We start from the raw sequence: 21,664 nt of genomic DNA on the forward strand, positions 1-21,664 counted from the left end.
TTGTGGTGTTTAAAATGGAACCTGAATATCTTGAAAAAGAACTCTTAATTAGAGGAACTGAAATAAACTACCTTTATATTTGCAAAACAAAACTTTGGTATTTTGTAAGAGGTATAACTATGGAGCATGAGAGTGATTTTGTTGATTTAGGAAAATTTTTGCATGAGAAGAGTTATTTTGGAGAAGAAAAGGAAGTTCAAATAGGCAGTATAAAAATTGATTTCATAAAAAAGCATGATATCATTGAGATTCATGAAATAAAGAAAGGTAAAAAGATGGAAAAAGCCCATATTATGCAAGCATTGTATTATATCTACTATTTAAGTAAATTGGGGATGAAAGCAAAAGCAATCCTTCATTATCCAAAACTTAAAGAGATTAAAGAGATTAAACTAAAAGAAAATGATAAAAAAGAAATAATAAATTCAATAAGAGAAATTAAAAAAATAAAATCATTAAAAAATCCGCCAAAACCAATTTATCAAAAAATTTGTGAAAAATGTGCTTACTATGAACTTTGCTATATTTAGGTGTAGATTATGAGAAAGAAATCTCTAACTTTACTATCAGATGGATACTTATTTAGAAAAGAAAATACTCTCTATTTTGAAAATGCAAAAGGAAAGAAACCATTAGCCATTGAAGGAATTTATGATATTTACGTTTATGGAAAGGTTAGTATTAGCTCACAGGCATTACATTATTTAGCTCAAAAAGGCATTGCAGTTCATTTTTTTAACCATTATGGCTATTACGATGGGAGTTTTTATCCAAGAGAGTCATTACATTCTGGTTATTTAGTAGTTAACCAAGTTGAACATTATTTAAATAAAAATAAAAGATTAGAGTTAGCAAAGTTGTTTGTTTTAGGAGGATTAAAAAACATGGAGCGAAATTTATCAAAATTTAAGAATAAAACAAGTTTTGATAGTTATATTGAAGAGTTAAACAACTGTAATAAAATTACTGAAGTCATGAATGTAGAGGGAAGGGTTAGAACTGAATACTATAGATTATGGGATGATACATTGCCAGATGACTTTAAAATAGTTAAGAGGACAAGAAGACCTCCAAAAAATGAGATGAATGCGTTGATAAGCTTTTTAAACTCTCGCCTCTATCCAGCCATAATTACTGAACTATACAATACCCAGCTAACACCAACTGTTAGCTATTTACATGAGCCATTTGAGAGAAGATTTTCCTTAGCTTTAGATTTAAGTGAGATATTTAAACCAATAATTGTTGACAGGTTAGTAAATAAGTTGGTTAAACAAAATATTATTAAAAAGGAGCATTTTAGAGATGATTTAAATGGAGTGTTATTAAATAAAGAAGGAATGAGAATAGTTTTAGAAAATTTTAATAAGAAAATGGATAATACTGTTAAACATCCAAAATTAAAAAAGAATGTTTCAAAGAGAAGATTGATAAGGTTAGAAGCATATAAGTTGGTTAAGCATTTTGTTGGGCAACAGAAATATGAGCCATTGGTTGCATGGTTTTAAATAATATCATCAATTGGATTTTTCTCTAAACCCAAAATCTCTCTTTTTGGAACGAAATCTAATGGGCATTTATAAATTATCACTGAATCTTCATTTTCATCAATAATCCTTAAAATTCCCTCTTTTATTCTTTCAAACTCTGCTTTTGTAACCTCCCCTTCAAAAACACTATTCTGAACCCAATTCAAATGCTTTCTAAGAAAACTCTTTACCTTATTCACTCTTGCAACATTCACATCATAAACAACAATCACATACATAATACCATCTAAAAAATTGTTAAATTACTATTTTTTAAGGAACTATTTAAAAATATCCGAAATGCTCTAATTCTATAGGGGGCTTCGCCCTATTGTTATGAACCTTTTAGAAAAAGCTTCACCAAAATCTAACACCTCCTCGCTTACGCTCGGAGGTGTAACTTGGAATTGCTGGGGCATCCCAATAGGGGCGTAGCCCCTATGGTTGCGGATACCCAGAATAGATTAAGGTAGGGCTTTCAGCCCTACATAATCTCTTTTAATCCATAGAGGGGGCTTTGCCCCCTCTATTGGTATACTCCCCCATATTTTTACATGTGTATTATGTTCCCATACCGAAACGGTCTGATTTTAACAAGTGGTATTAAGACACGGTGATTTAGACGCTCACATTGATATAACTTTGTTTCCATACCGAAACGGTCTGATTTTAACGATGAGGTTTTGGATGAAAGCTCCACAGAGGAAAGATTTGATGAGGATGAGGAAGAAGACGTTTCCATACCGAAACGGTCTGATTTTAACGATGAAATAAACATTATAAACGCAGTTTCAGTTGATGCAAGTTTCCATACCGAAACGGTCTGATTTTAACAGAATTATACGTCCCTTCTGAATTTACAACATTTGTTTCCATACCGAAACGGTCTGATTTTAACGGTAAGCGTGGATTTTCTCAAGTAATTCTGGTGTCATCTTGTTTCCATACCGAAACGGTCTGATTTTAACATGGATAATACCACAATTAAAACAAATACATCAACATGTTTCCATACCGAAACGGTCTGATTTTAACCTGTTTTGCCATTTAAACTATTATCATTAATATTGTTTCCATACCGAAACGGTCTGATTTTAACAGGGCAATATTTTGCTCATTTCGTATGTTATCTCTTCTAATATTTAAGCTTTTTCATACCATAATTTTCGAAGGGTTAATAATCCCTTTTATTTATAAACCCTCGAAGTTTTTAATTAGGTTTTATTTTCTAATTTTCTATCTTAAAAAGTTTTAAAATTTTTTAATCTTTAATATTTATTGGGAAAATTTTGATTTAAAAATAATTATTTAAAATCTTTTAAAAATCTCTATAATTTAATTAATTTAAATACTTAAAATCTTTAAAATAAACTAACCTTAGAAATTTGATAAAAATTCTTAAAATTAAAAAATAAGTTTTTAAAAAGCTTTAAATTGAAAATAAAAGAATTTCCACGAGATAAATGTCATTTGAATATTTAAATTTAATATTTCAAAATAACATTAAAAATAACTATAATTTTAAATAAAAAGCTCAAAAATTAAAAGTAAAATATTTAAATTAGCCCTAAAGCATCTTCAATCATTAAAAGCTCTGGCCCAGTAGTATCTCCACCAACTATAGCTCCCTTAGAGTTTGCTATAATACAAGCTCCAACAGAAGTGGTTCCTTTATTTGCTGTTCCTTTTCCAATATATTCCACTTTAAACAAGCTTTTTAAAAACTCAAATTCTTCATCTTCAACTAATGGATGAGTTAAACAACCCTTATTTGTTACAACAGCATTGCTTCCAACGGTTGGAAGCTCAGCAATGGTGCCAACCTCAACCTCAACATTTAAGGCATCTTCAATATCTTTTTTGAAATCCTTTAACTCTATAGAAATTAAAGCTCCTTTATCGTTTGTTAATATTAAATTACCTAAAGCCGTGTTTTTTGATTTTATAATCTCAATATTCAAATCTAAATCGTTCTCTTTTAAGAAATTTTTTATTTTGTTCAATTCTTCATCATCAACGATTTTTGGTAATAATAAGCCATATTTATTTGCCGCTGATAAAGAACCAATTAAAGAACTACCCCCAATATTAATCTGGAGGCATTTAGTTTCTAAAACTTCAGAAACTTCATTAACATCATTTTTATCAAGAAAAATTGGTAATAAAGTGATGTCCTCAGTTGTCAATGCTAATACACCAATTGTAGGAATTCCTGAAAAGTATTTTCTTATAATCATAGTCATCACATATAAGCTTTAAATTATTTACTCTGCGAGTGTAGCTATAACAACATTTCCTTCTTTTACTGCCTTAACTCTAACTCTTGCAGGTGGTTTTTGAATTCCTCTTTCCCAAATCTTTTCATTTAATTCATTGTCTATCTTAACAATATCTGCCTTCATATGTCTCTTTAAAAACTGTTTTATTTTCTTTATAGCTCTTGGAGCCCTCTTATTTCTAACTGATTTATTTATTACATCTCTTAATGGGATTGTATATATTCTCTCTTCCATCATCAACACCTCCAAAATAGTTAGACAATAAATATTCCTACCTTAGAGATATTGAAATAGATATTTAAAGATTACGGTTATTTATAGTTTTTTGCAAAGGTTATTAAAATTAAAAAAGGAAAATTGAACGCTCCCAAATTTGGGAGCATTCATATATACCTTATTTATTCCAAAATGTTTTGCAAAAAACTATAGTTCTATATTATTTCTTTTTTCTATATTTTATTTTAACTGCTTTTAATCTTTAATGGATTTTATATACTCATCTCTTTTAGTTTTTAACTCATTTATCTCATTATTTATGTGCTCTACCTCTTCATCATCTTTATATGATTCTAAAAGCCACTCTAACCTCGTTATTTTTCGTTCAATATCTCTAATGTGTTTAACTATTATTTTTCTTTCATTCTCTTTCATTTTATGACCTACAAACTAAAATTTAAGATTTTTTAAAGTTTAAGAATTACTACTTTATGTCAAATACAATATAAAGCTTTTTATTACATTTTTTGCATTTCAATCAATCTTTTTTAATAATTTTTAATGTTTCAATAAGATTGTCAATATGTTCTTTTTTAATGTGTGGCATAACAACAATCCTCAAAGCTTTAACACAATTACAAACTGAGACATAAATACCTCTATCTCTAAGTTTTTTGCAAATTTCTTTATAATCTTCATCCTCAATTGCAACAATATTTAATATTGGCTCAATAACAGGCTTAAAATTATTTTCTTTTAATTTTTTATAAAGATAAAGAGTATTTTCCATGCACTCACTAACTATCTTTCTCTGCCCTTCTCTACCTAAATATCTTAGAACAGCATAAGTGCAAGCCCCTCCAAATCCTACTCTTGTTCCTAAAATTGTTGCTTGCCTTGTTTCTGTTAGATAAGGGGCATTGACATCCAAATATTTTTTATAACTCATATCTTTAAACAAAATCCCTCCACTTGGTATTGGACAGTGTCCCATTTTATGAGGGTCTATAGTTATGGAATCAACTCCCAAAGAGAAATCAAACTTATAATTTACTCCTTTTTTCTTGTATTTATCCTCTAAAAATGGGATTACAAAGCCACCAAATGCCGCATCTACATGAATATAAATATCATTTTCCTTAGCTATTTTGCTTAGCTCTTCTATATTATCTATAGTTCCAAGCTCTGTTGTTCCTGCTATTCCAATAATTCCATCTATTTCATAATCTTCTACAGCATCCCTAACGAATTTTTCATCTATTGTATAATCTTTCTTAATTGGGGCATATATATAATCTAAATCCATCATATCTCTTCCTTTTTCAAATGAAAAATGGGCAGTTACTGGAATAATAATTTTTGGACGCTCATTTTTTGATAATCCTTTTCTTTTTTTCTCTCTCCAAATGTTTTTTATACACCTCAATGCCATTAAGTTGGCTTCAGTTCCTCCACTAACTATATGCCCATAGGCATTTTTATTGTTTAACAAAGAGCCTAATAATGCTATGGCTTTTTCTTCCAACAATTTAGTTCCTTTAAATAATCCAGGGTCTCCCAAGTTTGTTTCTAAGAACATATCCACAATTTTTCTCGTTATTGGCAATATATTTGAGCACATTGAACCGAAAATCTTTCCATCCTCATACTTTAAATCCAAATCTCTGTATTTAATTAACTCCTCCAAAATTTCTCTCTCACTAACGCCCTTTTCTTGCATAATTCTCACGTTTATAGCTCTATATATTTTAGAATAATTATAGTAATATTACTAAAATAAATATCTATTAGGAACTTTGAAGCTGAAAGCTTCAATTATAGTTTTTTGCAAAACATTTTGAAATATATGGGGCATTTATGAACCTCTTTTTAATAAGACATTCAAATTTTTTTATAATTTTAATAACTTTTGCAAAAAACTATAAGTCAATACAAAATTCTTCAGCTTTATATATTATTTTTTGCTAATAATATTATAAAGAAAATTAAGGTAGGTATTTACCAAATTGGTGGCATAATGGTAACTGATGTTCCAGTAGTAGTTGCTATGTCAGAACCCCTATTTATTAAAAGCTATATTTCAGCTTATGATGCAATGAAAATGATGATAAATAAGGGAAAAAGATACTGTATCCTCCTTGATAAAAATAACATTCCTGTGGGGATAGTTACAATAACTGATATTATAAAGCATATTCTCTTAGAGAAAGTACCTCCAGAAGATGTTGAAGTTTATGAAATAGCTACAAAAAAAATTATAACTATCTCTCCAGATACATCAATAGAGGAAGCGTTAGAAATTATGAAAAAATATGGAGTATCAAAATTACCAATAGTGGATAAAGGAAAAATTGTTGGGATAGTAACTGAAAATGAACTAATAGAGCTTCTACCATATATAATAGAGCCTTTAAAAGAACTTGTAGATTATCTAATAGATATAATTAATAGTGAATTACAGGAATCGAGTAAGAAAAAAGAAATTATAAAAATGTTATCAAAAACCAAATAGGTAGTTATAGTGAGATTATGAAAATGGTGGTAGTTATAAGAAATGATTTAGGTATGGGAAAAGGGAAAATGGTAGCTCAGGGAGGACATGCGATAATAGAAGCTTTCTTAGATGCTAAGAAGAGGAATCCAAAGGCTGTTGAGGAATGGTTAAGAGAGGGACAGAAAAAGGTTGTGGTTAAAGTAAACTCTGAAAAAGAATTAATAGATATTTACAACAAAGCAAAAAGTGAAGGTTTACCTTGCTCAATAATTAGAGATGCAGGACATACACAATTAGAGCCAGGAACTTTAACTGCTGTTGCTATAGGTCCAGAAAAGGATGAAAAGATAGATAAAATTACAGGACATTTAAAACTTTTATAAAAATAGATTTATTGTTTATTTTGCCTATTTTCTTTATTTATTGCGTGTTTAAATGCTTTAAATCCACCTATCAATCTTTTAACTTTAAATCCTAATAGTTGCAAAATTAAAGCCATTGTTTGACTTCTCATCCCCCCTCTTGCACAGAAAATAACAATTAATTTATCCCTATCAAGCTTTTTTGCCTCATTTAAAATCCTTTTTAATCCTCTTTCAATAATATCTGTGGCTATATCCATAGCTTTTTCTCTACCTTCTTGTTTATACACTTTTCCAATTAATGCATGTTCTTCATCTAAAAATAGAGGAATATTTATAGCTCCTGGGATTGTATCCTCCTTATACTCCCTTGGACTTCTTGTATCTACTATAATAACATCTTCCCGATTCATTAATTTCAAAAGGTCATTAACAGTTATGGTATTTTTAACAAACTCTCCACCAATGGACTTTAAAAACTTGTTAATATCTATTCTTTCAAAGTATATGTCGTAATCTTTAAATTTCTTTATACCAACCTTTTTATCTTCTAAAAATTCTTTAGAAGCGTTTAATATAAAAGAGGCCAGCTCTCCCTCAATTTTTCCAGCTAATATTTTTTTACCATTTGTTATCATCTTCCTCCCATCGTTTAAAACAATGCATAAAACAACATCCTCCGTAAATGTTATTAGCCGAGCTAAAATCCCCTCGTCCATGTTTTCTCCCTCAAATTATAGTTTTTTGCAAAATGTCTTAGAAGAAATTTTTAGAAAAAGTTAAATAAAAACTCTTCGAGTTTTTATAGCTGGAAAGCTTCGCTTTCCATTTCATCAAAAATTATTGGTGGGAGTATGCCAATAGGGGGCGTAGCCCTCTATGGTTGTTAAAATATCTTGGAATGAATAATGTAATTCTGAAGCTCTTTAGAGCTTCAAATATGCCTTTTAACTTTAATAAGTTCTGCAAAAAACTATAAATTATGCTTCTTTAATTTTTCTTTAATAAATTCATCTATCATTTTAGCTGATTTTTTGACATCTTCATTGTAAATTACTAAATCAGGTTTTATTTTTCTCACATTTCTCATGTAATGTTCTCTATAAAGTTTTTCTTCAATTAATTTTGCCGCTTCATAGTATCTATCCTGTTTTATAAGTTCAATAATTTTTTCCACAGCCTCAATCATTTCAGGTTTTTTAAAACTTCCCCTCAATATCAAAAATTTGTTTATCAAAATTTCTTTCTCTTTTTCATTCTTTGGTTTGTAAATAGAGATTAATCTGTTTATTTGACATTCATAAGGGCAGTCAATTAAGATTTTGTAGGTGTAGTTTTTAATATCCGCCAACAACTCAGGAATTTTTAGCTTTTTCTCTCCACCAATCTTTCTTCCTTCGTATTCAACTACTGCATAGCCAATTTGTTTAGCTTTTTCAATCTCTTTATTAATAAGTTCATCAAACTCTTCCTGAGTTCTCATACTTAAGTGATATAAATCTCCTAAAATACTTCCTCTTGTTCGCGCAATTTCTTCAATATCTATTACAGGATGATATTTTTTTAATTCTTGTAATATCTCAGTCTTTCCACAGCCTGTTTTTCCAAATAATCCAAAGATAATCATAGTTTCACCGCTATATCTATCTCATGTTTTAGTATAAATATGTTATTAAAAATGCTGATACATACAAATTATTGTTTTTGGTATCATAACAATGTTCTTTAAAAAATAAATAATAAATTGACTTAAAGCAAATCCAGAAACATTTTAAACAATGTTAAAGATGTATTAAAAATTATTTTTTAATTATCTCACACCCTCCAGGGGGGAGAACTCTTAAAATATCCTCATCATCAATACCATAATTTTTAAATATCTCTTTAAGCTCTTTAACAACCTTTCCTTTCTCTTTATTTGAAGGTTTTAATAAAACCCATTTAATAAAGCTTTTTTGTAATGTTTTTGGCGGAGCTGTTGTTATTTTTATATCCCCATCGTATTCAATAACTCCAATACCCAACTCTAAGGGTGTGTTTCTATAATAATGCCTTTCCCCTCTAATTACAAACGCTCCTCTTTTTAAATACTCCCCACTTTCAGCTGTTTTTGATATTTGCTCTGGTTTAACCCAATAAGTGTCTATAGCCCCATATCCAAGCTTCCAAGCTCTTGAATGAGAGACAGAAAATTTAGCAACCTCTTCCAATGTTTCTTCATCAACCTCCTTTCCTCCAGTTTTTATAACTGTAAATGGAGCCCCTTGAATATCTGCGTGGAATACAATATCATCTTTATCAGTGTATTTTTTAATAATAATCTCATTTGTTATTGCATCTTTTCCAGCAATAACCAAAAATCCATTAATAACAGTCCATTTAAACTTCTCATACCATTTTCTCTCTTTTCTTACTTTCTTCTTCATCTGCAAGTTTTCTTTTTCTTTTAACTCTTTTTCTCCTTTCTTTTTAAGTTCCTCTATCTTCTTTTTAGTTAGCTCAATAGCATTTTCTATTCCTTCAATTTTACCTCTCAACTTTTTAGCCTTTTCATAATAGCTTTCAGCATTTTCAAAGGCATTTTTTCTTATATCTAAAGAAACTCTTTCTTCTATAACATTGTCATCAACTTCAGATTTTAATCTAATAACTATTTCCCCAACATTTTCATTTATATTTTCAATCAATCCCAAAATTGGATGCTCTTTATTTTCTCTAATTATCTTTTTTATTCTTGCCCAGTCCATTTTTTCTCTTGCTTGTCTTATAGCATTTAATAGCTCTTCAACAATTTGATAGTTTGCATAGATTAAATCACCTTTAATTTGGTTTTTCTCTGCATCTTCTTTATACTTCTTCAAAGTTTCTAACTGCCTTTTCAATATATTTTCTTGCCTCTCAATTTCTCTCTCAATTTTTGATTTTTCTTTTTTAACTTCAACTTTTGTTAAAAATTTAGCAAAATAATCATCAACTGCCTCTAAAAAACTATTGTAATACTTTTTCTCTAAACCCTCGTATTTTTTTAAATCAATAGGTACAACGTCAAAGTATTCATTGTCCTTTAAAACAATCTGTGGCTTTCTATTGTTAAAAATTTCATTAAATAGATTTTTAGAAGCTTCAAAGAGCTTTTTAATCTCTTCTTCACTTAAATCTTTCTTTTTCTTATCTATTCCTGCCCTTTCACAAATTTCTTCAGCGTAAAGCCCACCAATACCAAAAACTCTTGATATTAATCTAACGCACTCAACCCCTTTATTATTTAAGAAATAATCTTTAAATACCTCATAAGCGATAGAAAACTCTAAATTATATGGGTTTAATGGTTTCTGTGGAGGAAATTTATATTCTTCCTTTGGAACTATATTTCTTGAGCTCCATCTCTCGACTCTAAGTGGGGCTATAATTATATCCTCACTATTCAAAAATATGATATTTCCATCACCAAACAGCTCAGCAACCAATTTATAAATCCCATCTCTTGTTTCGAAGTGGAAAATAACAATTCTATCAAAATTTACTTGCTCAATTTTTATTAATTTAGCATTTTTTAAATATTTTCTTAATAACATGGCAAAAGATGGGGGAAGTTTTGGTTTTTCCCTTTCATAATTTGTTAAAGTTATATATTTATATTTACCAATACTTATAACAAGCTCTCTACTTCCTCCTTCAGGAACATGGATTTTTAATATCAATTCCCTGTTCTGCTCATTATCAATTAAAAATGCTTTATCCAATCTACCATTAACTAAGTTTTGTAATTCATTTACAACACAACATACATCTACGTTAGTCATCTCACTCTTCATAATTTCACCAGAAAAGTTTATTTATCTCTCTTATGATATTTTATTATTTGTGATAACATGAAGAGGGAAGAATTTTTAAAATATTTAAGGCAAGGTAAGTATGATAAATTATCTAAGTTAATTAATAGCCATCCGGATATTTTAAGTTTTTTAGATGAGTTATTAACATCCAATAAAAAGGATGATGTAAGAAGAGCATTACTGGTTTTAAAGAGGTTAGATAGCAAAATAATTGAGAGATATCTATTTTATGTAATCTTAGCTTTAAATGAAAGAAAGATTATAGCTAAAGAAGCTGAAGAAATACTAAAAAAGATAAGCAATAAAGAGAATATTGAAGAAGCAATAATTGAAATTGCAAAAAAAGATTTGGATAAAGATATCATTTATTTATTTTTACAAAATATGAAATATAATAATGTATTTTTTAGGGCCATCCTCGAATACACAAAAACTAAAAATATAGATGAAGGAATAAAAGTTTTATTAAAAAATTACAACTCAGAAGAGATATTAAAAATCTTAGCTAATAAGCTATACTCTCAAAAAAAGGATGAGAAGGAACTTGCAGTAGATATATTATTAAATATAGTTGATTCCTTAGATAATAAACAAAAAGATATCTTGAAAAGTTATTTAAATCTAACTTTGTTAGGAGATGAGAACAAAAAACTATACAAAAAATTCAAACAATTGTTTAAAAAATTAAATATCCAAGTTGAATTTTCAAATGAGCAAATAAAATCTCTACTAAAATCACATGGAAAAAATGCTCTAAATATAATTTTAAGAGAAAATATTAAACTTCCAGCTAATTTTTATGATAGAGAGTTTTTAAAAGAGTTTCTATATACTGGGAATGAAGAAGAACAGTTTGTAGGAGTTAAATTAATATCACTAAAACAGGATTCAAAAAATAAGGTTGATTTATTATTCAAATTTTTAAATTATGGATATGGAAAAGCAAAGACATCTGCCATAAGAGAACTTAAAAAAATAGCTCAAAATAATAAAGATTTAAGAGATTATATTGAAAATAAAGCGTTGATGTATGCAAAAAAGATGAATTTAGGGCTGAAAATATCATCTCTAAGAATATTAAAAGAATTTGCTAAGAGAGAGCATTTGGAGTTTTTGATTAATGAGCATAAAAGATTGAAAGAGCTAATTTATAAATTGGATGAAGAGAAGTTTATGGGCGGATTTAGGCATTTGTTAATGATGGAAGAAGAAATAAGAAAGTGCAGTGTTGCTATGAGATTAATAGAAGAGATTGTAGCAGAGATTTGTGTAAAATATGACATTCACTATAATGAGCTAAAAATTGCTGAAAAACTTGGCTATGAGTTTTATAAAACAATAGAATTAATAGGAGCTAAAAATCTGAATTTAATAAATATTCATGATTTTTTAGAAGATGTTAAGAGAAATGGTGAGCTCATAGTTCATTTAGCTGGAATTGTAATTAATAACAATAAAATAAACGACGACTTAGCTAAAGAAATTTTAGAAGTTACTGAAAAAGTAGAAATGGAAGATAGAGATTCATTAAATGCAAATAAAATAATGATTTACGCATCTTTAAATAGAGTTGATAAGATTGGAGAAATTATAAATATGGCAGAAGGTTATTATTCAAAACTTGCATTTATTAATGCAGTTAAAAAATTTATTGATGAAGGATTATTGGATGAAGAAAAAATAAATCTATTAGTTCCAAAAATTGCTGAAATGATATATGCAACAAAAAAATTAAGGTTAATGGCTTTAGAATTTTTTAAAAACTATCCTAATGAGCTTGTTATTCCAATATTAATTAATGAAATTGGGAATTATAGGGGAGAAGATAAATTAATGATAGAGGTTATCTCAAACGTTATATTTAAATATCCGAATAACATACATAATATTAGAGATATGCTAAATACAGATAAGAGAAATATATGTCTAAAAATATTGCTTAAAGTTAGTGAAAAAATGCCTGAACTTTTAGAAGATTACATATACTTACTCGCTGGAATTTATACATCTGCAGATGAAGAAGATAAAAAACTAATAAAGAAGATTTTAAAAAATATTACTAAAGAAGAGCAAAAGGTAATATTAAAACCGATAATTGGAGAGCTATAAAATTTTAATAATATTTTAATAATAAAAAATTTTTGGAAGATGACTATGAGGAGGGATGAATATTTTGAAAAATTGTTGGAGGTTATTGAAGAGTTAAAGATTGAAGCAGAAGAAAAGCCAATTATTGTTGAAGGTAAAAGAGATGTCGAAAGCTTAGAAAAATTAGGTGTTGAAGGGACTTTTATTATAATAGCCAAAACACCAGTTTATTTAATAGCTGATGAGCTTGTAAGGAAAGGAATTAGAGAAGTTATTCTACTAACTGACTTTGATAGAAGGGGTAGGATGTTAGCTAAAGCTATAATAGAAGAGTTTAGACATAGAGGAATTAAAGTAAATACAAAACTCAGACAGGAAATATTTATTTACACAAATAGCGGGATTAGAGATATAGAGAGTTTGTTTTCTTACGTGAATAAGAGGTTGTTCTGATACAAAGAGCAGAGAAAACATTAAATTAATTTTTAATCAATTTTAGAAAAAAAGTTGATGGAGAGATTGTTTTCCTATGTTAATAAAAGAAGTTTATTTTAAATTTTAATCTAGAGCATTCTTAATAACTTATCCCTTTTAATCTTTTTAATCATATTCTCCTGTTCTATTCTTTCATGAGTTTTTTGTAAAATTTCTTTTATATTGTCAATATAGTATAATTTTGGCTTTCCACCTATTGATTTTATAATTCCTTCACTTTCTAATTTATTTAGTATTTGATAGAGTTTAGTTTGGGATAGATTTGTTAGTTGTAATAATTCTTTCGCTGTCAATTGTTTATTAATTAGATTTATAATTACCTCAATCTCATCATCTTCAAAATTGAAATTCTTTAACTCTTCCTTCCAATTTATGTTTCCATCTTGTGATAACTCAAATATAACTCCAGTGAATGATAAATTGTTATGGAATCTCACTAAATCCTTTGATATTGTCTCACCATAGGTTAGCCAGCCAATACAGTCATTCCCCATAACATAATCTTCAAGTTTTTTGTAGGCGTTGTAGAAATTCAGAAGATATTCTGGAACATATTCTTCAGATTCTCTAAACATTGGATTCTTTAGTACTTCTCTTGCGTAGCATTCATTTATAAATACTAATGGATTTTCGAATTTTTCTTTCTTTTTTAATTCTTCAGTTAAGGAATTTATCTGTTTTTCTATATTGGTTTTCATTAATACAAGGAAAGTGCCCTCGATTAAGCTTCTTCTAAATATTAGAGCATTGTCTTCAATTTTTTCTAAATAAGCAGTAATATAATTTCCATTAATATCCATGTATCCAAGAGGGTGTATTAAGTAAAAATCAATATGTTTCAGCCCTCTTCTTTTTTTTCTAAGGTATTTTTCAATAACTTCTGTTGGTAGTTTTGTATATTCTGACAACATCTCTAAGTATCTTTGATAAGCAGGTTTTCCATCTAATTCATAAACAGCCATCCCATCTGATTTAGTGACTCTTGCGTAAATATCTGTTGGCTCATAACCATGCCCGTAAATTAAATCGAACTTTAATTTTCCTCCAACAACTCCAAAAACACAACAATCTTTAACAATCTTTCCTTTATATATCTGGAAAAACTTGTCAAATGAGCCATCATCAGCAGCTGTCCCTCCGACAATTGGAATGCTCAACTCCCTTCCTAAAACATCTAATATTTCTTGCTCACTATTTCTATCCCAATCAAAGAAAATAAATCCTAAAAAGTTGTCATCTATATTTAATTTTGGATATCTATCTCTAATACAAGTTTTTATTTTATCAGCTATTTTTTTACCTATTTCTTCAGCGTCTTTATCTATTTTTTCACACGATATTGCACTTTTGTAATATTCTTCAAAAGCTAAAACTAAAACTCCATCTTCCTTTATATAATTTTTTCCAACAAATGTACCTCCCGTAGAACATCCAATAAGATTATCTAAAGATATATGTTGTTTCATCCCTTCAAATACATCTTTTAGCTTATCTTTATCAAATATTGAAGTTATAAATATTATTAAAGATGCCCTCCCCACATTTCTTTTTATTTCTTCTCCAAGTTCGATTCCGTCTTTTATAGGGTTTTTTATTTTTTTGTGTATGTATATCATTATAATCCCCAAAAAAATTGTTTAATAACAGTGTTACCAATATTTAATTCTAAATTATAGGTAAATAAATACAATGTGTTGCTAAGTATTTAGTAACCATACTAAAAATCGTAATCATCAAATATTTAACAACAGGTATAGCCGAGTATTTGAAATATTTTAGAATAGTTATATATATTTTTTGATACGTATTTCATCCTTCATATTACAAAGCTTAAAATAAAACTAATTTACTATTTGGCCTAAAAAGCTTAAAAATATTAAAAATATGGTTTTTATAGTCAATCATCAAATAATTGACATTTTACTATGGTATAGACATAAAATCCGAAGGGTTTATAAGTTCCTTTTAACTGACAAACTTTTGATAATGAACTATAACTTACTTTATATGTTTTTCAGTTTTACCATTTTATTGATGCAAAACTTTATAACCTAACATCTCAAATAAAAAGTAACTGTTGTTTATAATTGAGGTGATGAAATGTTACAAAAATGTATTGAATGTGGAAAAACTTACGATGTGGATGAGATAATCTACACCTGCGAATGTGGTGGCTTATTAGAAATTGTTTATGACTATGAAGAAATAAAGGATAAAGTTTCAAAAGAAAAATTTAGAGAAAGAGAAATTAGTGTTTGGAGATATTTAGAATATTTGCCAGTAAAAGATGAAAGTAAAATTGTAAGTTTGTGTGAAGGGGGGACACCATTATACAGATGTAAAAATTTAGAGAAAGAGTTAGGAATTAAAGAACTCTATGTTAAAAATGAAGGAGCAAATCCAACTGGAAGCTTTAAAGATAGAGGTATGACTGTTGGTGTAACAAGAGCCAATGAGTTGGGTGTTGAGGTTGTTGGATGTGCATCAACTGGAAATACTTCTGCCTCTTTAGCCGCTTACTCAGCAAGAAGTGGAAAGAAGTGTATTGTTTTATTACCAGAAGGAAAGGTAGCTTTAGGAAAATTAGCTCAAGCAATGTTTTATGGGGCAAAAGTTATACAAGTTAAAGGAAACTTTGATGATGCTTTAGATATGGTTAAACAATTAGCAAAAGAAAAATTAATTTATTTATTAAATTCAATAAATCCATTCAGATTAGAGGGGCAGAAAACAATTGCTTTTGAAATATGCGACCAATTAAATTGGCAAGTCCCAGATAGAGTTATTGTTCCTGTAGGAAACGCTGGAAATATCTCAGCTATATGGAAAGGATTTAAAGAATTTGAAATGACTGGAATTATAGATGAACTTCCAAAAATGACTGGAATTCAGGCAGATGGAGCTAAGCCAATTGTTGAAGCTTTCAAAAAGAAAGCAAAAGAAATTATCCCATATAAAAATCCAGAAACAATTGCAACAGCTATAAGGATTGGAAACCCAGTAAATGCCCCAAAGGCGTTAGATGCAATATATTCATCAAATGGCTATGCTGAATCAGTTACAGATGAAGAAATTATAGAAGCACAAAAATTATTAGCAAGGAGAGAAGGAATTTTTGTTGAACCAGCTTCAGCCTCTTCAATAGCTGGGCTTAAGAAGTTGTTGGATGAAGGAATTATTGATAAAGATGAGAGAATTGTTTGTATAACAACCGGACATGGGTTAAAAGACCCAGATGCTGCTATAAGAGTAAGTGAAGAACCAATTAAGATTGAATGTGATATGGAAATTCTAAAGAAATTGTTGAAAGAGTTATAATATTTTTAAATTTTAATTACTAATCTCAAATCACCAAATATTTATAAAGACAATGAAGTTATAAAAAATAAAAGTATTTATTATACTTCATCTTTTTTATTATCAAAAATTATTAGGTGGGAATTATGAAAAGTGTAATAAAGGGAAAAGTTTGGAAGTTTGGAGATAACGTAGATACAGATGCTATATTGCCAGCAAGATACTTAGTTTATACAAAACCTGAAGAATTAGCTCAGTTTGTTATGACCGGAGCAGACCCTGAATTTCCAAAGAAAGTTAAGCCAGGAGATATAATAGTTGGAGGAAAGAACTTTGGTTGTGGTTCGAGTAGAGAACATGCCCCATTAGGATTAAAAGGGGCTGGAATTAGCTGTGTTATTGCTGAGAGTTTCGCAAGAATATTTTATAGAAACGCTATTAACGTTGGATTGCCATTGATTGAATGTAAAGGAATTTCAGAGAAGGTTAATGAAGGAGATGAATTGGAAGTTAATTTAGAAACTGGAGAGATTAAAAACTTAACTACTGGAGAGGTTATGAAAGGAAATAAATTGCCAGAGTTTATGATGGAAATTTTAGAGGCAGGAGGATTAATGCCATATTTAAAGAAAAAAATGGAAGCTAAAAGTCAATAATCAAATTTTGTCTTCTATTTTATTTTTTGTTATTTAGTGGTGATATTATGACTACAAAGACGATAACCTTAACTTTTGAAATTCCAGAATTTATTGATAAAAATAAATTCAAAAAAGAGCTTGAAAATTTCATCAAGAAAAAAATCTTGGAAGAGAAGTTTTATAAGCTTATGGAAGGTGTAGATGTTGAAAAAATTGAAAAAGAATGTGAAGAATTTAGAAAAAAATTCAAACTCAGAAATTTTGATTGATACATGTGTAATTATTGATTACTACAAAAAGAGAAAGATAATAGAAATTGAAGGATGTGCAATATCAATTATAACTTTATTAGAATTTATAAGAGGAATCCCAGATGATAAAAGGAAGGAAATGTTGAATTTATTAAAATGTATGTTTAAAGTTATAAATGTTGATGACGACATCATACTTAAGTATTGTGAAATCTACAATGATTTAAAAAGAAAAGGAAAAATGTTGGATGATGCTGATTTGTTAATAGGATGCACAGCAATAGCTAAAGGATATAAATTATTCACCAATAATAAAAAGCATTTTGAAAGGTTAAAAGATTATGGTCTCGAATTTTATGAAGAGGGATAAAATGATAAGTGATAGAGTAAAAAAAGGAATAAAAAGAGCACCAAATAGAAGTTTATTAAAAGCTTGTGGATACACAGATGAAGAGATAGACAGACCTTTTATTGGAGTTGTTAATAGCTTTACAGAAGTAGTTCCGGGACATATTCATTTAAAAGATATTGCTGAGGCGGTTAAAAAAGGAATATACGCAAATGGAGGAACAGCTTTTGAATTCAACACAATGGCAATATGTGATGGAATAGCAATGGGTCATGAGGGGATGAGATACTCTCTTCCATCAAGAGAGATTATTGCAGATACTGTAGAAAGTATGGCAAAAGCTCATGGATTTGATGGTTTAGTTTTAATTCCAAGCTGTGATAAAATAGTTCCTGGAATGATAATGGGGGCTATAAGAACTGGATTACCATTTATAGTTGTTACTGGAGGGCCAATGTTCCCTGGAGAGTTAAGAGGAAAGAAGTACGATTTAATTAGTGTATTTGAGGGAGTTGGGGCTTGTGCAGCTGGAAAAATTACAGAGGAAGAGCTTAAAGAGATAGAAAATATTGCTTGCCCTGGAGCTGGTAGTTGTGCAGGTTTATTTACCGCAAATACAATGGCTTGCCTAACTGAAGCTATGGGATTGTCTCTTCCTTACTGTGCAACAGCACACGCAACAACTGCAGAGAAAATAAGGATAGCAAAGAAAAGTGGGATGAGAATAGTTGATTTAGTTAGAAATAATATAACCCCAGATAAGATTTTAACTAAAGAGGCATTTGAAAATGCTATATTAGTAGATTTAGCTTTAGGGGGTTCAACAAACACAACCTTACATATCCCAGCAATAGCAAATGAAATAAAGCCAAAATTTGTAACATTAGACGATTTTGATAGGTTATCAGATGAAGTTCCACACATAGCTTCTTTAAGACCTGGAGGAGAGCACTTTATAATTGATTTACATAGAGCTGGAGGTATTCCTGCTGTATTAAAAGTTTTGGAAGAGAAGGTAAGAAAAGAATGCCTAACAGTTAGTGGAAAAACAGTTGGAGAGATTATTAAAGAAGTTAAATATATTGACCATAATATTATCAGATCAATAGACAATCCAGTCCATGAAACAGCTGGTTTGAGAATATTGAAGGGAAGTTTAGCACCTAATGGAGCAGTAGTTAAAATTGGAGCTGTGAATCCAAAGATGTATAAACATGAAGGACCTGCAAGAGTGTTTGATAGTGAAGAAGAGGCAGTTGATGCAATATTGGGAGGAGATATTGAGAGAGGAGATGTTGTAGTTATTAGATATGAAGGGCCTGCAGGAGGGCCAGGGATGAGAGAGATGTTGGCTCCAACCTCAGCAATATGTGGAATGGGGTTGGATGATTCAGTGGCATTAATTACAGATGGTAGATTCAGTGGAGGTAGTAGAGGGCCTTGTATTGGACACGTTTCACCAGAAGCAATGGCTGGAGGGCCGATAGCGATAGTTGAGGATGGAGATATAATTAAAATAGATATGATAAACAAAAGATTAGATTTAGCTTTAGATGAAGAAGAGATTAAAGAAAGATTAGCTAAATGGAAAAAACCTGAACCAAAGGTCAAAAAAGGTTACTTAGCGAGATATGCTAAGCTTGTAACATCAGCTGATGAAGGGGCTGTGTTAAGATACGATTAATAGGACTTTCGCAGGAATAAAATTCTTTTAAGGAACTAATGCCCAAAGGCATATAAATCCTTAATAAATAATATAAACTGCGAAAGTCCTATTAAATTAGATTGAATTAGCCAATTTAACTTTTTTTATCATATTTTGCAACAAATATATGCTTCACTACTATTGGAGTTATTGTAGCTGTTATTACAGAGAGAGTTACAATTGTCACAAATATCTCATTTCCTATTAAACCAAGCTCTTTTCCAATTGAAGCTGCAACTAATGAAGCTGAAATTTTTGGAACTGTTAATAAACTTCCAATGATATTTTTTACTTTATCAAATCTCAAAATTTTCAAAGCCATAAAACCAGAGATGAATTTTAATGCCACTGCTGAAATTAATGTGATTAATAAGAGCTCTAAATTACTCAAATCAAATATTACTCTTATATTTGTTTCCATTCCTAAGACTAAGAAGAATATTGGTATAAAGAAACCATAACCAATTGCATTTAAATTTTTGTTTAGAAGTTCATCATGCTCTTCCTTAGTTAAAGCTTCACTAACAGCAACACCACAGATAAAAGCTCCCACTATTGGATGGATTCCAACAATCTCCCCAACTATTATGGCAATGAATATAATAAATAAAACATAGTGTATTCTCTGTGCATGAAGTTTTTCAAATATACCAAGGATATGTTTAGAGAGGTATGGAATGGCTAAAAGCAACACCACAATATATAAAAATGCCTCTAATAAGAACATTCCAACATTTCCTCCACCAACCCCTAACTTTATAACCACTGATAGCAAAAGGAGTGTAAATAAATCAACAGTAATTGTAGCACTTAAAATTATAGTCCCTAATCTTGTTTTGACCATTTTCAGTTCTTCCAATACGCCATAAACAATGGCTACAGAGTGAGATGCAAAAATTACAGCATACAACAAACTCCCAATAAATCCAAGACCTAAATACTGTCCAATTAAATAACCTCCAAAGCCAGGGATTAACAATGAAAATGAACTCAAAATTAGAGAGTTCTTAAACTCTTCCTTTAAAGTTTCATTATCCACTTCTAAACCAGCTAAAAACATTAGCATAATTGCTCCAAAATCTGCAAGCACTTTTAATGTCTCATCCAGTTGTAATATATTTAACCCATAAGGTCCTATAATAATCCCTGCAATCATAATCGATGTTATAGCAGGGATATTAAATTTCTTTAATAGATTTGGCACGATGAAGATTATTGACAATATTATAAAGAATATGTAGTAATAACTATCCATTACCTCACCATCAAGATTTTGATTGTTAGATTAGGAGATTATTTAGTATATAATCCTTTTGCCGAAACAAAAAATTGGTGATATCAATGCTAATCTTAGCAGGTTTGGGACTTTATGATGAGAATGACATGACACTAAAAACCTTAAAATTTGCTAAAAAAGCTGATAAAATTTATGCTGAATTTTACACCGCAGTTTTAACTGGAACTACAATAGAAAAGATAGAAGAAGTTTTAGGTAAAAAGATACATGTTTTGAGTAGGAAAGAGGTTGAATATGAAGGATACAAGTTAATTGAAGAAGCAAAGGATAAAGATATAATGTTTTTAACTGCTGGCGACCCAATGGTTGCTACAACACACGTTGATTTAGCAATAGAGGCAAAAAAGAAAGGGGTTGATGTTGTGATAATAAATGCCCCATCAATTTATTCAGCTGTTGGAATTACTGGATTACAATTATATAAATTTGGTAGAACTGCTTCAATTGTATTTCCAGAAGAAAATTACTTCCCAGAAACTCCATATAATGTAATAAAAGAAAACTTAGAGAGAGGTTTGCATACTCTCTGCTTATTAGATATTAGAGTTGATGAAAATGAAAAGAGGTTTATGACAGCAAATGAGGGATTAAAAGTGTTATTAGAATTGGAAAATAGGAAGAAAGAAAATATAATAAGTGAAGATACAAAAGCTGTGGTAGTTGCAAGAGCTGGAAGTTTGAAACCAAAACTTGTTTATGGAAAAATAAAAGATTTAATAAATTATGACTTTGGAGAGCCGTTACATTGTATAATAATTCCAGGAAAACTTCATTTCATGGAAGAAGATGCATTAAAATATTTATGTGAAAATATTTAATTTAAAAATT

At 29.4% G+C, this 21,664-nt stretch carries 22 protein-coding genes and 1 CRISPR repeat array; of the genes, 12 read left to right on the forward strand and 10 right to left on the reverse strand.

What is annotated here, in order from left to right:
• Positions 1–14: 14 nt before the first annotated feature.
• A complete protein-coding gene (gene cas4 / locus JH146_RS02190) occupies positions 15–530 on the forward strand; it encodes a CRISPR-associated protein Cas4 (RefSeq protein ID WP_048202585.1) in 516 nt (171 codons plus the stop codon).
• A gap of 9 nt (positions 531–539) precedes the next feature.
• On the forward strand, positions 540–1,508 hold the full coding sequence (gene cas1b, locus JH146_RS02195; protein WP_048201469.1) for a type I-B CRISPR-associated endonuclease Cas1b: 969 nt from the start codon (positions 540–542) through the stop codon (positions 1,506–1,508).
• On the opposite strand, the gene cas2 is transcribed toward cas1b, so the two are convergent.
• The 5 genes from cas2 to mfnA all read right to left on the reverse strand — a co-directional run bounded on the left by cas2 (position 1,505) and on the right by mfnA (position 5,744).
• Positions 1,505–1,768: a CRISPR-associated endonuclease Cas2 gene (gene cas2 / locus JH146_RS02200; protein ID WP_048201470.1), complete on the reverse strand. Its 264-nt coding sequence runs from the start codon at positions 1,766–1,768 to the stop codon at positions 1,505–1,507. The genes cas1b and cas2 overlap by 4 nt on opposite strands.
• 326 nt (positions 1,769–2,094) lie before the next feature.
• Positions 2,095–2,628: direct repeats of the CRISPR family, unit length 30 nt; unit sequence GTTTCCATACCGAAACGGTCTGATTTTAAC.
• A 457-nt stretch (positions 2,629–3,085) separates the two neighbouring features.
• Positions 3,086–3,766 (reverse strand): translation initiation factor IF-6, encoded by a 681-nt coding sequence (locus JH146_RS02205; protein ID WP_048201471.1) that lies wholly within the window; start codon positions 3,764–3,766, stop codon positions 3,086–3,088.
• A gap of 27 nt (positions 3,767–3,793) precedes the next feature.
• Positions 3,794–4,045, reverse strand: a complete 252-nt coding sequence (locus JH146_RS02210; RefSeq protein WP_173400802.1) for a 50S ribosomal protein L31e — start codon at positions 4,043–4,045, stop codon at positions 3,794–3,796.
• Between the two features lie 234 nt (positions 4,046–4,279).
• The gene (locus tag JH146_RS02215) at positions 4,280–4,459 is read right to left on the reverse strand and encodes a hypothetical protein (protein ID WP_048201472.1); all 180 of its coding nucleotides are present in this window, start codon (positions 4,457–4,459) and stop codon (positions 4,280–4,282) included.
• 103 nt (positions 4,460–4,562) lie between these two features.
• Entirely contained in the window at positions 4,563–5,744 is a 1,182-nt protein-coding gene (mfnA, locus tag JH146_RS02220) for a tyrosine decarboxylase MfnA (RefSeq protein ID WP_048201473.1), read from the reverse strand.
• Positions 5,745–6,041: 297 nt separating this feature from the next.
• Here mfnA and JH146_RS02225 point away from each other — a divergent pair, with 297 nt between their 5' ends.
• Together JH146_RS02225 and pth2 are read left to right on the forward strand one after the other, a co-directional pair.
• The gene (locus JH146_RS02225) at positions 6,042–6,536 is read left to right on the forward strand and encodes a CBS domain-containing protein (RefSeq protein ID WP_048201474.1); all 495 of its coding nucleotides are present in this window, start codon (positions 6,042–6,044) and stop codon (positions 6,534–6,536) included.
• 17 nt (positions 6,537–6,553) lie between these two features.
• The gene (gene pth2, locus JH146_RS02230; RefSeq protein ID WP_048201475.1) at positions 6,554–6,901 is read left to right on the forward strand and encodes an aminoacyl-tRNA hydrolase; all 348 of its coding nucleotides are present in this window, start codon (positions 6,554–6,556) and stop codon (positions 6,899–6,901) included.
• An 8-nt stretch (positions 6,902–6,909) separates the two neighbouring features.
• Here pth2 and JH146_RS02235 read toward each other — a convergent pair whose 3' ends face one another.
• The 3 genes from JH146_RS02235 to rqcH all read right to left on the reverse strand — a co-directional run bounded on the left by JH146_RS02235 (position 6,910) and on the right by rqcH (position 10,695).
• The gene (locus tag JH146_RS02235; protein WP_048201476.1) at positions 6,910–7,599 is read right to left on the reverse strand and encodes a selenouridine synthase SelU-like subunit; all 690 of its coding nucleotides are present in this window, start codon (positions 7,597–7,599) and stop codon (positions 6,910–6,912) included.
• A 254-nt stretch (positions 7,600–7,853) separates the two neighbouring features.
• Positions 7,854–8,507 carry a selenouridine synthase SelU-like subunit gene (locus JH146_RS02240; RefSeq protein ID WP_048201477.1) on the reverse strand — a complete coding sequence of 218 codons (654 nt, stop codon included), beginning with the start codon at positions 8,505–8,507 and terminating at the stop codon, positions 7,854–7,856.
• A gap of 172 nt (positions 8,508–8,679) precedes the next feature.
• Complete coding sequence (gene rqcH / locus JH146_RS02245) at positions 8,680–10,695, reverse strand: ribosome rescue protein RqcH (RefSeq protein ID WP_048201478.1); 2,016 nt, start codon at positions 10,693–10,695, stop codon at positions 8,680–8,682.
• A 57-nt stretch (positions 10,696–10,752) separates the two neighbouring features.
• Between rqcH and JH146_RS02250 the strand changes: the two genes are divergently transcribed.
• Positions 10,753–12,825, forward strand: a complete 2,073-nt coding sequence (locus tag JH146_RS02250) for a hypothetical protein (protein WP_048201479.1) — start codon at positions 10,753–10,755, stop codon at positions 12,823–12,825.
• A gap of 45 nt (positions 12,826–12,870) precedes the next feature.
• Positions 12,871–13,257, forward strand: a complete 387-nt coding sequence (locus JH146_RS02255; RefSeq protein ID WP_048201480.1) for a toprim domain-containing protein — start codon at positions 12,871–12,873, stop codon at positions 13,255–13,257.
• A gap of 110 nt (positions 13,258–13,367) precedes the next feature.
• Here JH146_RS02255 and JH146_RS02260 read toward each other — a convergent pair whose 3' ends face one another.
• Positions 13,368–14,915 (reverse strand): FIST N-terminal domain-containing protein, encoded by a 1,548-nt coding sequence (locus tag JH146_RS02260; RefSeq protein ID WP_048201481.1) that lies wholly within the window; start codon positions 14,913–14,915, stop codon positions 13,368–13,370.
• Between the two features lie 484 nt (positions 14,916–15,399).
• On the opposite strand from JH146_RS02260, the gene thrC reads away from it, so the two are divergent.
• The 5 genes from thrC to ilvD all read left to right on the forward strand — a co-directional run bounded on the left by thrC (position 15,400) and on the right by ilvD (position 19,518).
• Positions 15,400–16,617 (forward strand): threonine synthase, encoded by a 1,218-nt coding sequence (gene thrC, locus JH146_RS02265; protein WP_048201482.1) that lies wholly within the window; start codon positions 15,400–15,402, stop codon positions 16,615–16,617.
• A gap of 125 nt (positions 16,618–16,742) precedes the next feature.
• The gene (gene leuD / locus JH146_RS02270; protein ID WP_048201483.1) at positions 16,743–17,252 is read left to right on the forward strand and encodes an Isopropylmalate/citramalate isomerase small subunit; all 510 of its coding nucleotides are present in this window, start codon (positions 16,743–16,745) and stop codon (positions 17,250–17,252) included.
• A gap of 47 nt (positions 17,253–17,299) precedes the next feature.
• Entirely contained in the window at positions 17,300–17,503 is a 204-nt protein-coding gene (locus tag JH146_RS02275) for a hypothetical protein (RefSeq protein ID WP_048201484.1), read from the forward strand.
• A complete protein-coding gene (locus tag JH146_RS02280; protein ID WP_236953672.1) occupies positions 17,448–17,855 on the forward strand; it encodes a type II toxin-antitoxin system VapC family toxin in 408 nt (135 codons plus the stop codon). Before JH146_RS02275 ends, JH146_RS02280 begins: the two co-directional genes overlap by 56 nt.
• A 1-nt stretch (position 17,856) precedes the next feature.
• A complete protein-coding gene (gene ilvD / locus JH146_RS02285) occupies positions 17,857–19,518 on the forward strand; it encodes a dihydroxy-acid dehydratase (protein ID WP_048201485.1) in 1,662 nt (553 codons plus the stop codon).
• Positions 19,519–19,633: 115 nt separating this feature from the next.
• On the opposite strand, the gene JH146_RS02290 is transcribed toward ilvD, so the two are convergent.
• Complete coding sequence (locus JH146_RS02290) at positions 19,634–20,794, reverse strand: cation:proton antiporter (RefSeq protein ID WP_048201486.1); 1,161 nt, start codon at positions 20,792–20,794, stop codon at positions 19,634–19,636.
• 86 nt (positions 20,795–20,880) lie between these two features.
• Between JH146_RS02290 and dph5 the strand changes: the two genes are divergently transcribed.
• Positions 20,881–21,654 carry a diphthine synthase gene (gene dph5, locus JH146_RS02295; RefSeq protein ID WP_048201487.1) on the forward strand — a complete coding sequence of 258 codons (774 nt, stop codon included), beginning with the start codon at positions 20,881–20,883 and terminating at the stop codon, positions 21,652–21,654.
• The last annotated feature ends 10 nt before the right edge of the window (positions 21,655–21,664 follow it).

This window comes from Methanocaldococcus bathoardescens (genome assembly GCF_000739065.1).
Classification (GTDB): domain Archaea; phylum AGJL01; class Methanococci; order Methanococcales; family Methanocaldococcaceae; genus Methanocaldococcus; species Methanocaldococcus bathoardescens.